Below are 12,711 nucleotides of genomic sequence, written 5' to 3'. Positions count from 1 at the left end.
AAAATATAATGTCTACTTACCCTTGCTCAATCGGAAAACCAATAACACTCAAAAGCGCCATATTGCCAAGTCTTGTGTCAAGACGTGACATTTGAACAACAATCTCTTTGTCACTCTCAACAACAAGAGAATATGGAACTTCTTTTGGTATAATTAGACCTCCTATCAGCTCTGGCTTATTTAACCATGCATGAATTGTTCTTCGGGCTTTCACAACAAAATAGTCACTTTCTACCGGTTCTCTGTCTTCAAAAAACACAGTAAGCTTTACTTTTGCGTCGCTATCCCCTGTGTTTACTATACACAAACATTCGTGGCCAGGAATTGACATTGAACCTTCTGATGGAATGTAACCATCTGGTATCACCCAAACTTTTTTCCCCAGATGTTTCAATTTAATTACCTCCTCTAATTTGAAGATTTTATAAATTTCTTGACATAAACTCCAGAGCATCTTTTTGCATATTTAAATTAAACTCATGCCCATTTGGATAAAATTTATATTCAAATTGGGCACCACAATCAAAATTTACAAAGTAACTTTTTATCCTCTCTACAGCAGACTGCATTGCATCTTTTGGAAAGAGACTATCATACTCACACTGCATAATAAAAAGTTTTCTTGGAGCAATCAAAGCTGCAACATCAGGCAGGTCAAGAACCCTTGTAAAACCCGGAATATGAACCATAAAAGTATGTCTTGCAGTTTTGCCAAGCATTTTTTTAAACTCTGACATAAAAGCAATGATGATGCTACATTTTATTTCATCTTTGAGGCTACTTAAAAAAAGTGTCCTAAAACCTCCTAAGGAAAATCCCATGCAACCAATTCTATTTTTGTCTACATCCTCTCTTTTCAAGAGATAGTTAAGCCATGCCAAGTCTTCGTTTAACAAAATACTTGGCCAGTTTGTACCATATAGATTAATATTCTTAAACATCATAGGTTCAAGCTGTGAGGATATTTTATTGAAAATCCGTATGTACTCATACGAACCCTCTTCATAATTCAAAAGCTCATCTATTGAATTGTCATCAGCTAAAAGACCAACTAACTCAGCAGAAAGCCTTCTTTTTCCAAAATAAAATGCATCGGGAGAAAATACAGCAAATCCGTTTTTTACAAACTCTAACGCCCATGGCAATGATGAGTAAAATTTTTTCTGATATTCATTGACATAAGTCTGGGTATTGTCTTGCCTATATATTCTTTCTTTACCATAATAGTAAAATCCACCATGGTCATGCAAAATGACCAACACAGGATAAGGTGGATTCAAATCCCTTGGTTTTAAAAACACAGCTTCTGACTGAACACCATTTAAATTTCCAGCTACAATCTCTTCTTTAAACTCACCATGGTCAATCTCAAACTTTTTATCTTCCTTGAATATTAGGCTTAAATTCAGGTAAAGAAGCGACGACAATTTATCTACAATTTTTCTTTGATCTTCAAAAGCTTTCTGATTTGAAACTTCTTCACCCCACTTGGTATTTTCAGACAAGCTGTTATATTTTCCAAAGTATTTCTCAAAAATTTCTGACATCATTATCCCCTCAGATATCACTTTTTTAGGCTTTACTATTTGCATTAACATTGAACTTGTTCATATTATACTACAACTTTTCTTTGGATTGAATGATTTTTGTGTTTTGCAAATTAAGATTGATATCAATATTTTAAGATATTTAAAAAGGTTGCAAATTCATTGATTTGATTTTATAATTTAAATTGGTGTTATAAAAGGTATGCGCCCGTAGCTCAGAGGATAGAGCGTAGGACTTCGAATCCTGTGGTCGGGGGTTCGACTCCCCCCGGGCGTGCCAGATAAAATTTATATTCACCTTTTGTGAAGCCTTTTCCAGGTTAAATTCTGACAGCTATTTGACACCTGAACATTAAATAAAGATTAAAAGTAAGGAATCCTGTTCTGAATGAACATACAAAGGAATATTTATCCAAGTACTCTTTTACTTTAAATTGATTATACAGGTTTAGCTTTCTTACATAGTCGTGAGAAGTTTTGTGTTCTGATACAACCTCAATTATCATCTCAGGAGCTCCAACGCATCCCCTTTCAATGAGCTTTTTCTTATTTCATTGATTGATATATCAGGCTGGATAACGTTTGTCACTTTTGCTTTCATCCTGCTCTTTTACTATAAGGACAACATCAAATGCAGCTGTGTATACTTTGCACGGTCTATTGTTTTGTTTGATGTATAGTTGAAGATGCAGGGCTTATATTGTAAATAATGCCATCAATAAGCATTACTCTTGCGTCTTCATGAAATCCAAGATAGTCTGCATAGGTTAAAACCTGGGCATCTTGGGTTCCATCTAAATCACCTTTTTTGTAAACTATGCGGGTTATCAATTAATTACAATTAATTATCCTCTTCACTATGCTAACTCTTTATTGATGCCCCTTTTACTTTATTATAATACTAAGCAAAAATGATGGTATACAGTAATAATTAAAGTAAAGAAAAATCATTGTAAATGTATGTCTTTATTCTTAAAGCTCTTCAACCACAATGTCAAAATTTTTTTCATTTATTTTAACTTTAAAATATCTGAGAATAACCAAGTTTCTTTTAATTTCATCAATTTTTCTTTCAAATTCTGCAAGGATCTTATGTGCTTGAGTCAGTTCAACCTCTTTAAATCTTACCCTGTCACCAGGCTTGAGTTGCGCAAGTTTAGATAAGTCGGGAGAAATAACAGTTGCTATTTTAACATAACCTCCTGTTGTTGGTGCATCTTTTAACAGGATAATGGGTTCCCCATTAGGAGGTACTTGAATAGCCTCTGGAACCACCCCATCGGTGATTATGTCATGTTTCTCTTTTGCTCTTAATTCAGGTCCTTCGAGACGATAACCCATTCTGTCTGAATCTTCTGTGATTGTATATACAGAATTTAAAAAAATGTCTATGACCTCTTTACTAAAGAAATTATCTTGTGGACCTAATATAACTCGTATCTGCTCTTCATTAGAATAAGATGGCACAAAATCATCCCGAACTTTTTTATAAAATAATGACTGCTCTGCAAGATTACTCTCCAAAATATCATTTTGTTGAAGCTGCCTTCCATTTATTCCACCTAATCTGCCTCGTACATATGTAGAAACACTACCCATCACAGAGGTACCTTTAAACCCTCCAGCAACTGCTAAATAAGCTCGAAATCCTGCTTTAACGTCACCAAAAGAAATAATATCTCCTTTTTGCACAGGAAATGACGACCAAACCGGGCGAGAAAAGCCATTGACAAAGACTTCTATCTGTGCCCCGGTCACTGCAATTGTGGTATCACTTAAAACTTCAAGTATAGGGCCTATCATAGTAATTTCTAAGCATGGTGCATTTTCTTGGTTTCCTACTAAAATATTTGCAACTCTTAAAGCAAATTCATCCATTGCTCCACTTGGAGGCACACCTTGACTTTCAAATCCCAACCTGCCCATATCCTGAATGGTTGTAAATAGTCCTGGGCTTAATACCCTAAAACATTTCATCTAATCCACCACGCTCTTGAAAAAACTATTTTCAAGATTTGTAGTCATTGTAATCATATATCTTTACATGATAACGATTAAGCTGAACTTCCTTTTCTATTTTGCGATACTCATCTTCTGTTATACGCACAAACTTTATAAAATTTCCTGTCTCAAGAAGAATAGGATTTTCAGCAGTTGGATTGTATATCTTAATTGGTGTTCTTCCTATTATCCTCCAGCCACCAGGACTTGAAATAGGATAAATGCCTGTTTGGTTTCCTGCAATCCCCACAGACCCTGCTTTTACTTCTGTTCTGGGTTTTTCCAAACGCGGAGTTGCAATCTTTTCCGACATACCTCCCAAATATGCAAATCCCATGGTAAACCCAATCATAAATATTCTATATAATGGCTTTGTATGAATACTTATAACCTCCTCTACAGTTAAATTGTTATATCTTGCCACGAAATCCAAATCTAGCCCAAATTCGCCACCATATACAACCGGAATTTCATATACTTTTGCTTTAACTTCTTCTTTCTCTGTATCGTTATTATTGTACAATTCTACTAATTTTATCAATTCATAGTAAGTAATTTTAAAGGGGTCATATTTAATCAGCAATGATCTATACGTTGGAATCATCGAGATAATGCCTTCTATTTTTTTCAGCTTAAACATCCTATAAAGCTTTATTATTACCCTTTTGTTACATTCCTCACTCAATTCATCTCCAAATTCAACTGTAACAGCCTTATCACCGCATATCAGAATTTTTGGTTTTTCATACATTTGAAAGTCAGCTCCCTTTTTATAAAAACTTGCTCATAGGCATTATCCTTACCCCGTTATTTTCCAAAAGTTCTCTTATTTTCTTAGCTAGTTCAACAGCCTGTGGATTGTCTCCGTGCACACATATTGTATCCACTTTGAGTTTCACAATACTACCATCTATTGCTTCACATGTACCTTCTTTAACCATTCGAAGCACTCTTTTACAGGCAAAATCTTGGTCGTGGATTATAGCATTAGGATATTTGCGGGAAACTAAAGTTCCATCCGGATTAATATGTCTGTCAGAAAACACCTCGCAAGCAAACTTCAAACCTACCTTTTCAGCAACCATTTGCATAGCTGTGTTTACCATTCCAACAAGGATAAGATTTTGATCTACTGAAGCGACCGCCTCGGCAATTGCCAGTGCAAGTTTCTCGTCTCTTGCTGCTGCGTTATATAATTCTCCATGGACTTTTACGTGCTGTAACTTGGTTTTAAAAACTTTTGCAAATGATTGTAACGCACCAATTTGATATATGATATAATTTTTTATTTCTGAGGGGGATACATCTAAATATCTTCTACCAAACCCAAGTAAGTCAGGATAACCTGGATGAGCACCTATACTTACTCCTTTTTCAAAACACCTTGCAACAGTATTTGCCATTACACTTGGATCACCAGCATGAAACCCACATGCAATGTTTGCTGATGAAATATATTTAATTATCTCTTCATCCATCCCTATCTTGTAAATACCAAAACTTTCGCCAATATCACTATTAATATCAACCTGCCACCTCATATGGTGGCAAAAATTAATAAACGGTTTTAAACATATTAGAATTTTTAATAAAATATATTTGCCTGGCTTCTAAATTGTGCTATAGTATTTATGGGTGATATAAATATGAAAGCAAAAGAAGTTCTGGAATTATTAAAAATATCAAGACCAACCCTAACTAAGTATGTAAAAGAAGGGAAAATAAGAGTAACGGTTATGCCAAATGGATTTTATGATTACAACTATTTATGCAAGGGTTTCAACTCCAAAACTAAAGAGGGATTTAGAAAATCAAATTGAATTATTAAAACAGTTTTGTTTTAATAGTGGCTATAAAATACACGGAGTATTCTCTGAACAAGCATGGGGAATTAGCTTTGAAAAAAGAAATGAATTTTTTAAAATGCCCGATAGATATTCTTGCAGGTAAGGTACAAAGGGTTGTTATAGCCTATAAAGATTAGGTTGAGCAGAGTGGGATTTGAATTGTTTAAACGCTTATTTAGAAAATTTAGCACTGAAATAGTAGTTGCATCGGAAGTTGGAAGCAAGAAGCTTGATTCTCAGGAAATAATTGAAGAAATTATAAGTTTGCTCTACTGTTACAGTATGAAATTTTATAGCAAAAGAAAAATTCAAAAAATAAGAAAGCTTTTAGAAAGTGAGGTGTTTGAAGATAATACTCAAGAGGACAGAGCAAATACAGATAAACAAGAACCATGAGTTATGGAATTATTGTGATAAAGTGTGTTTTGCAGCAAAGAATTTATACAACTTTGCAAACTACACTGTAAGACAGGAATTTATAAAAAGTGGCAGGTGGATAAGATACAGAGAACTTGACAAAATGTTAAAAGACCATGAGAGTTATAAGAGCCTGCCAGCTCAGACTTCACAGCAAGTGCTAAGACTTCTTGATAAAAACTGGAAGTCATTTTTTAAAGCAATGAAAGAATGGGGCAAAGATAAAAGTAAATTTTTGGGTAGACCTAAATTACCAAAGTATAAGAAAAAAGACGGCAGGGCTATTTCTATTTTTACAAATCAGCAGTGCAAGATTAAAAATGGTTATTTGACTTTTCCGAAGACAGAATTAAAGCTAAAGACAAGGATAACAGACAAATTAAAAGAAGTCAGGATAATACCAAAAGGAAGCATTTATGTAGTTGAAATAGTTTATGAGAAAGAAATAGCCAAGGTAAAAAGACCACCAAAGAGGATAGCAGGAATAGATTTAGGGCTTAATAACTTTGTAACTTTAGTAAATAACATAGGCATAAAGCCTATTGTTATTAATGGCAAAGTTATTAAGTCAATAAATCAGTATTACAACAAGAAAAGAGCACAGCTTATGAGTTATGTAGGCAATAGAGGAAGTAGCAAAAGAATAGAGAAGTTGACTTTAAAGAGGAACAACAGAATTAAGGATTTTATGCACAAAGCAAGCCGTTTTATAGTCAACTGGTGTAAGCAACACGAAATAGACACCCTTGTTGTTGGTTATAATCCAAACTGGAAGCAGGAGATAGAGCTTGGCAAAGTAAATAATCAAAATTTTGTTTCTATACCATTTAATCAGTTTGTAAATATGCTCAAGTATAAGTGTGAAGAAGAAGGGATTAGTGTAATAATTACAGAGGAGAGCTACACAAGTGGCTGCAGTTTTTTAGATGGAGAAGAAATCAAAGAAATAAATTATAATCCACGTCGAAGAATAAAGAGAGGCTTATTTAGGAGCAACAAAGGGATATTAATAAATGCGGATGTAAACAGTGCGTATAATATTATAAGAAAAGTATTCCCCGAAGCATTTGCTGAGGGGATAGAGGGTGTGGGGTTACACCCAGTTAGGTTGAATGTAGCCTAACAAAGAATAGTGTTTAGCAAAATTTTAAATAGTTTTTAATACTTTAAACGCTATTCATAACCTCATTACCTCTAAGTCATCTAAACGGTTTTTAATTTTTCCCGTTTAGAATGCTGGAGTATTTCTTATCCGCCTTACCAATGGTTGTTCCATCCCCAGCAGGCGGTATTTGGAACAACCTTTTTGTTTTTTTTTTAAGATGTGTAGATTAAATTGTTCATCATTTCATTTTAACCTTATTGACAAAAAAGTGTTAATCTTGTATTATATATGAGTGTAGTTGAATATAATCATAGAATGAAGGGGGTAATTATGAATTTATCTGAAATTTTAAAAATTCTTGGTGATGAGTGTAGACTTCGAATAATCAATCTACTTTTGGAACAGAGGCTTTGTGTGTGTGACATAGAAAAAATATTGGGCACAACACAGTCCAACACTTCAAGGCATCTGACCAAATTGAAAATGGCAGGAGTTTTATCAGCTACAAAAAAATCACAGTGGATATATTACAGTATGAACGAAAGATTCTTAAAAGAAAATGAAAAATTAATTGAATTTTTAAAGGAAAAGTTTTTCCAGCAAGAGATTTTCAGAAAGGATTTAATTCGGTTAAAAGAGTTGAAAGAAAAAGGAGAAGAATGTGAGCATGTTTTAACAAAAGTGCAAAGGAGTGATATTTAAAATGAAACCAAGAGTTGCTTTTGTATGTGTTGGTAATTCATGCCGAAGCCAGATAGCAGAAGGTTTTGCCAAGCACTATGGAAAAGATTTGATTGAAGTATATAGTGCGGGAACAGATATTGCAAAAGAGGTAAATCCTCTTGCTATTGAGGTTATGAAAGAAGTTGGAATTGATATATCTTCACATTTCCCAAAGACAATATTTGATATCCCAAAAGAAGTAGACTTTTTAATCACCATGGGCTGTGGTGTTGAGTGTCCGTTTATCCCATGCAAAGTCAAAGAAGATTGGGGACTACCTGACCCAGCAGGAAAGCCTATTGAAGAATTTAGAAAAGTAAGAGACGAAATACAAAAAAAGGTATTGGAGCTACTTGAAAGAATTAAGAAAGAATACTATGGGGAGGGAAAATAAAAATGGAGCAGAAAAAAGGCTTGTCGTTTTTAGATAGATTTCTGACAGTTTGGATTTTGCTTGCTATGATTGTAGGTGTTCTGATAGGGTACTTTTTTCCAAACTTTGCAAATGTGCTAAATAGGCTTAGTATTGGAACAACGTCAATTCCAATTGCTATTGGGTTAATTCTGATGATGTATCCTCCTCTTGCAAAAGTAAGATATGAAGAGATAGGAAAGACAAAAACTGGCAAAAAACCTTTTGGAATAGCAATCTTATATAACTGGTTTATAGGACCTATTGTCATGTTTTTGCTTGCCATCTTGCTTTTGAGAGATTATCCGCATTATATGATAGGAGTAATATTGGTAGGCTTGGCTCGATGCATTGCAATGGTCCTTGTGTGGAATGACCTTGCAGATGGTGACAGGGATTTTGTTGCAGGGCTTGTTGCTCTTAATGCTATCTGGCAGGTTCTCACATATTCTGTACTAGCATATATATTTATAAAGATACTTCCTCCACTTTTTGGAGTAAGCACAACTGCAATTGCTTTGCATATTTCAATGAAAGAAATAGCAATTTCGGTGTTTATTTATCTTGGTATTCCTTTTATAGCTGGAGTATTGACAAGAATTTTCTTGGTCAGAAAAAACGGCAGGGAATGGTACGAAAAGAATTTTGTGCCCAAGATAAGTCCAATAACTTTGGTTGCACTGCTTTTTACAGTCATTGTGATGTTCTCGTTAAAAGGAAAGTATATTGTCACTTTGCCACTTCATGTATTGAGAATAGCAATACCCCTTTCGCTGTATTTTGTTATAATGTTTTTGATAACATTTTTTACTTCATACAAAAGAAAATACAACTATCCTGAAAGTGCCACTGTTGGTCTGACAGCAGCAAGCAATGACTTTGAACTTGCAATTGCAGTTGCTGTTGCAACCTTTGGTTTAGGATCTGGTGAGGCATTTGCAACAGTTATTGGTCCTCTGATTGAGGTTCCAGTTATGCTTCTTTTAGTAAATGTTGCTCTATTTTTGAGAAAGAGACTTTATTTTTATTAGAAATTACTGAGGAATGATAGTATAAAATTTAGCCAATTCCTACATCAAGCAGGAATTGGCTTTTGTTTGGTTTAAAAGAACATATGCAGTTCTTCACTATATCTTTCTTACAATAAACTTTGAAAATTAAATTTTAATGTAAAATCCTGTTCGTTTAAAAAATTCATCTGATATTTTTTCCAAAATTTCTTCATGTATTTGTTCACATACTTTTATTTTTACCTCTCTTGTTGAAGGATAGATGCTTGGATTTTTCAAGATTTCTATCTTATATTTTGATAATATTTCTTTTAGTATATTTATCATCTCAACTTGGTTTATTGACTGGGATATTTTTATATCCCATCCTGTTTTCTCTGAGATTTCTTCAATCTTGTCTTTATACTTTTCACCCACAAAAGGTGTCACAAACGAAAGTTCTATATATTTTCCTCCTTCTTTAATGCTTTTCTTATAAATCTTATCTTTTTCATTTTCAAAATAGAGGTCAATCAAAAGAAGAGCTTTGTTTTGCTCCATCCTGGGCTTTTGCAAATCTACAATTTCCTCTTGCTTTTTGCTCTCTACATCAAATATTAGACTAACTCCAGTTTCTTCTAAAAATTTCTCAGATACACTTTTCATCTCCTCAAAATTTTCTTTTATCCTTATTATAATAGCATTTATTACGGGATTATATGAAAATTTCAAAACCTTAACGTTATAATCTTTGAGAAGATTTTTAACATATTCTGAAGCATACGTCAGGTTAATATTAGGATTTATGTCAACTTTCCAGAGTGTAAACTTTTCAAATTCTCTTATTTTTTCTTCAAGCTTTTTTACAACCTGTGGGAAATTAAAATAAAATGTAACCACTTTGTTTTCAATGTCCATACCAACTTTGTATAGTCCATATTCTTTAAACATTTCAAATGCAAGATCTCGCATTTTGTTCTGCTCCATAGGCTTTGGCTTTAATCTTTCTTCAACCTCCTGGGCAGATAAAATTCTAAACAGGTATGGTTTTTTGTGATTTTGTTCAAAATAAACTGACTTTTTCAAAAGTTCAAATACCCTATTTACTTCATCTTTTTCTAAGAATTCTTTCCCATTCCAAATCAAAATGGCATGTTCAGCTGTTATGTGATTTGACTCTTGTTTATTATCTACAAGATACTGCCACAAAAGTTTCAAATTCTCTTCACTTAAAAGGTCTTGATTGCTTAGTTTCCTAACATTGAAAAATGATAACTGCTTTCTTGGTTTTTCAATTGAAATTGAATTTATCTCGCCATTTTGCGGAACAATTATGTTCGATTCAAGCTCTTTTACTGCCATATCCGAAATTTGTGAGATTGCATCTTCACTGCCATGTGCAAAAATGACCGTCCTTGGTCTGAGCGTTGCCAAAAATCCAAGAATTTTATCTCTGTCACTATGTGCTGAAAGCCCATACTTTTCAACCTTGCACTTTACTTCATATTCTTTGCCATTTAGATCAATCTTCCTTTCGTTTTCTGGAAGTTCGGCAAGTTCAAGAAGTTTTCTTCCCGGTGCTTCTTCGTCCTGATACCCTGTTATTGCAATCAGCGCATTTTGACTTTGCACAATCTTTTCAGCATAAAAAACAGAAGGTCCTCCTGTGAGCATACCAGAACTTGAGATTATAACACATGGGTCTGAAGAACAAATTATCTCCTCTCTCTGTTTTTTATCAACCACAACATTTATATTATCTGCTAAAAATATTTCCTCACCTTTTAAAACTCTCTTGTAATATCGCGAAGATAAATAAGTAGGGTTATTTCTATAAACTCTTATAACTTCTCTTACCATTCCATCAATGAACACATTAAAAGTAACCTTTCTTTTTCTCATATAGTTTCTGAGGATAAGAAGAATCTCCTGAGCTCTTCCAATTGCAAAGGCTGGAATTAAAACCTTTCCACCTTGTGATATAACTTCTGCCACTGTATCAAAAAGCCTTTCTTCTTCAAAATTTCTGTTTGTGTGAAGCCTATCGCCATATGTTGACTCACATATAACAACATCAGGTCTAATCTTGGGAACCGAAGCCTTATCAACAGTCAACTGTTTGTCTGCCGAAAAGTCGCCTGTGTAAAGTATGCTGCCTTCTTGAGTCTGAATAAATATCATGGAAGCACCGAGGATATGGCCTGCAGGGAAGAATGTTACCTTAATCCCTTCAATAGGTTCAAATGTATAGTTAAATCCATAGGTAAGAGTTCTATCAAGCAAATCTTCTACATTCTTTTCAGCATAGATAGGTATTTCATCCTCTGCAATCTCCATTATTCTCAAGCTATCATACAAAAGTACTTTTATCAAATCTTTTGTTGGTTGATTTGCATAAAAGAAAATATGCGGATACTCTCTTGCAATAAGAGGAAGGCTTCCTATATGGTCAAGATGAGCATGCGAAATAAGACAAATATCAACACCGCCAAGCTCGCGAAGAAGTTGTAAGTTTGGGAGCTTGTCTTCTTTCATTCTTATACCAGAGTCAATAAGTATATTTTTGTCGCAAGCCTTTATTAAAACGCACGAGGCCCCAACTTCTTTGGCTCCACCAAGAAATACAATCTCCATCTTTAAAGCTTCACTCCATCTCAAGATTTTTATCGAGGTTTAGCTCAGCTACAATCATCCCAATTAAGATTAAACCACATCCCACATAAGAAATCAAAGGTAAAATCTCAGTTGTGTTGTTTGGCCCAGACGGTATTATGGCAGAAAAAATTGCACCAAAAACAGGCTCAGCAGAAAAAATGAGTGCTGTATGAGTGGGTGTTGTATATTTCTGGACAAAAACTTGAGCAGTAAATGCCAATGCTGTTCCTAAAATACCAGTTACCAAAATAGTTATAATGGCTGTAAGATTTATTTTAACATCTATGGGGTTAATACCAAATATCATTGAAACAATCACATATAAGAATGCTGCGCTCATCAGCTGAAAAATTGCAACGTTTGTTGTGTTTACATTATCTTTTCCTGTAAATATGTCAATAAAGATAATTTGAAACACAAACCCAAGGTCAGCAAGAAGGGTAAGAAAATCACCAAAATTAAAATTTGAAAACTTTGCACCACTTAAAAGCCAAAGCCCAGCAAAAGCCAAAACTACACCGGCAGCAACATTAATTTTGGGTATCTTTTTTTCAATCAGAGCTACAAATACAGGAACCAAGATGACAGTCAACCCAGTTATAAAAGCTGATTTTGATGCGTATGTATATTTTAGTCCTATAACCTGCAATAGCATCCCACTAAATAGAAAAAATCCAATGATACTACCATAAAGAACTTCCCTTAATTTCAACCCTCTTAGATTTTTCCAGAATATTACTAAAACTATCAGCCAGGCAAGTGCAAATCTGACAGCCAAAAATGCCACTGGGTTTATAATTAAAACTGTGTTTTTCATAAGTACAAATGAACTTCCCCATACCATTGTAACAAAAAACAAAATGGCATCTGCTAAAATCTTCCGTTTTTCACTCAAGTTTTTCTCCCCTTTTATATAAAAATCTTCTCTGTCAAGCTAAAAAGGGCTGCCATTAATAATACAAAATAGACAGCCCTTTCTATTACTATCATCAAATTTTATTCTTTTTATCAAAAT

Annotated in this window: 11 protein-coding genes, 1 tRNA gene and 2 pseudogenes; 6 read left to right on the top strand and 8 right to left on the bottom strand. The window is 34.0% G+C overall.

The genetic code is table 11. From position 1 onward, the window contains the following. Positions 1 to 16 precede the first annotated feature (16 nt). Complete coding sequence (locus tag CaldiYA01_RS03120) at positions 17 to 394, bottom strand: sensory rhodopsin transducer (RefSeq protein ID WP_207181251.1); 378 nt, start codon at positions 392 to 394, stop codon at positions 17 to 19. 28 nt (positions 395 to 422) lie between these two features. Then, the gene (locus CaldiYA01_RS03115; RefSeq protein ID WP_207181249.1) at positions 423 to 1,547 is read right to left on the bottom strand and encodes an alpha/beta hydrolase family protein; all 1,125 of its coding nucleotides are present in this window, start codon (positions 1,545 to 1,547) and stop codon (positions 423 to 425) included. A 204-nt stretch (positions 1,548 to 1,751) separates the two neighbouring features. Between CaldiYA01_RS03115 and CaldiYA01_RS03110 the strand changes: the two genes are divergently transcribed. Next, positions 1,752 to 1,827: transfer RNA gene (locus tag CaldiYA01_RS03110), tRNA-Arg, on the top strand. 136 nt (positions 1,828 to 1,963) lie between these two features. Here the strand turns inward: CaldiYA01_RS03110 and CaldiYA01_RS03105 are convergent. The 4 genes and pseudogenes from CaldiYA01_RS03105 to CaldiYA01_RS03090 all read right to left on the bottom strand — a co-directional run. Continuing rightward, positions 1,964 to 2,273 (bottom strand): annotated as a pseudogene (locus CaldiYA01_RS03105) (Uma2 family endonuclease); the annotation flags it as partial. A gap of 246 nt (positions 2,274 to 2,519) precedes the next feature. Further along, a complete protein-coding gene (locus CaldiYA01_RS03100; RefSeq protein WP_207181247.1) occupies positions 2,520 to 3,524 on the bottom strand; it encodes a 5-oxoprolinase subunit C family protein in 1,005 nt (334 codons plus the stop codon). 31 nt (positions 3,525 to 3,555) lie between these two features. Further along, the gene (gene pxpB, locus CaldiYA01_RS03095) at positions 3,556 to 4,299 is read right to left on the bottom strand and encodes a 5-oxoprolinase subunit PxpB (RefSeq protein WP_207181245.1); all 744 of its coding nucleotides are present in this window, start codon (positions 4,297 to 4,299) and stop codon (positions 3,556 to 3,558) included. A gap of 19 nt (positions 4,300 to 4,318) precedes the next feature. Continuing rightward, the gene (locus CaldiYA01_RS03090; RefSeq protein ID WP_207181237.1) at positions 4,319 to 5,089 is read right to left on the bottom strand and encodes a LamB/YcsF family protein; all 771 of its coding nucleotides are present in this window, start codon (positions 5,087 to 5,089) and stop codon (positions 4,319 to 4,321) included. A gap of 105 nt (positions 5,090 to 5,194) precedes the next feature. Here CaldiYA01_RS03090 and CaldiYA01_RS03085 point away from each other — a divergent pair. From CaldiYA01_RS03085 to arsB, 5 genes and pseudogenes are all read left to right on the top strand, one after another. Then, positions 5,195 to 5,791: pseudogene (locus CaldiYA01_RS03085) on the top strand (IS607 family transposase). Beyond that, a complete protein-coding gene (locus CaldiYA01_RS03080; RefSeq protein ID WP_207179635.1) occupies positions 5,739 to 6,935 on the top strand; it encodes an RNA-guided endonuclease InsQ/TnpB family protein in 1,197 nt (398 codons plus the stop codon). Before CaldiYA01_RS03085 ends, CaldiYA01_RS03080 begins: the two are co-directional and overlap by 53 nt. Positions 6,936 to 7,247: 312 nt before the next feature. Then, positions 7,248 to 7,619 carry an ArsR/SmtB family transcription factor gene (locus tag CaldiYA01_RS03075; RefSeq protein ID WP_207181235.1) on the top strand — a complete coding sequence of 124 codons (372 nt, stop codon included), beginning with the start codon at positions 7,248 to 7,250 and terminating at the stop codon, positions 7,617 to 7,619. A 1-nt stretch (position 7,620) separates the two neighbouring features. Further along, on the top strand, positions 7,621 to 8,034 hold the full coding sequence (locus CaldiYA01_RS03070; RefSeq protein ID WP_207181233.1) for an arsenate reductase ArsC: 414 nt from the start codon (positions 7,621 to 7,623) through the stop codon (positions 8,032 to 8,034). A gap of 2 nt (positions 8,035 to 8,036) precedes the next feature. Continuing rightward, positions 8,037 to 9,083, top strand: a complete 1,047-nt coding sequence (arsB, locus tag CaldiYA01_RS03065; RefSeq protein ID WP_207181231.1) for an ACR3 family arsenite efflux transporter — start codon at positions 8,037 to 8,039, stop codon at positions 9,081 to 9,083. A 126-nt stretch (positions 9,084 to 9,209) separates the two neighbouring features. On the opposite strand, the gene CaldiYA01_RS03060 is transcribed toward arsB, so the two are convergent. Next, on the bottom strand, positions 9,210 to 11,675 hold the full coding sequence (locus CaldiYA01_RS03060; RefSeq protein WP_207181229.1) for an MBL fold metallo-hydrolase: 2,466 nt from the start codon (positions 11,673 to 11,675) through the stop codon (positions 9,210 to 9,212). 10 nt (positions 11,676 to 11,685) lie between these two features. Further along, complete coding sequence (locus tag CaldiYA01_RS03055; protein ID WP_207181227.1) at positions 11,686 to 12,591, bottom strand: DMT family transporter; 906 nt, start codon at positions 12,589 to 12,591, stop codon at positions 11,686 to 11,688. Positions 12,592 to 12,711: the final 120 nt, after the last annotated feature.

Source organism: Caldicellulosiruptor diazotrophicus, assembly GCF_017347585.1.
GTDB classification, from domain to species: Bacteria; Bacillota; Thermoanaerobacteria; order Caldicellulosiruptorales; family Caldicellulosiruptoraceae; genus Caldicellulosiruptor; species Caldicellulosiruptor diazotrophicus.
The sequence above is the reverse complement of the archived record's forward strand: the minus strand, read 5'-3'. Positions and strand labels throughout refer to the sequence as shown.

Coding starts and splice junctions, on each gene's coding strand:
- CaldiYA01_RS03115 (WP_207181249.1), bottom strand. CDS start 1,547: ATGTCAGAAATTTTTGAGAAATACTTTGGAAAATATAACAGCTTGTCT.
- CaldiYA01_RS03100 (WP_207181247.1), bottom strand. CDS start 3,524: ATGAAATGTTTTAGGGTATTAAGCCCAGGACTATTTACAACCATTCAG.
- pxpB (WP_207181245.1), bottom strand. CDS start 4,299: ATGTATGAAAAACCAAAAATTCTGATATGCGGTGATAAGGCTGTTACA.
- CaldiYA01_RS03090 (WP_207181237.1), bottom strand. CDS start 5,089: ATGAGGTGGCAGGTTGATATTAATAGTGATATTGGCGAAAGTTTTGGT.
- CaldiYA01_RS03075 (WP_207181235.1), top strand. CDS start 7,248: ATGAATTTATCTGAAATTTTAAAAATTCTTGGTGATGAGTGTAGACTT.
- CaldiYA01_RS03070 (WP_207181233.1), top strand. CDS start 7,621: ATGAAACCAAGAGTTGCTTTTGTATGTGTTGGTAATTCATGCCGAAGC.
- arsB (WP_207181231.1), top strand. CDS start 8,037: ATGGAGCAGAAAAAAGGCTTGTCGTTTTTAGATAGATTTCTGACAGTT.
- CaldiYA01_RS03060 (WP_207181229.1), bottom strand. CDS start 11,675: ATGGAGATTGTATTTCTTGGTGGAGCCAAAGAAGTTGGGGCCTCGTGC.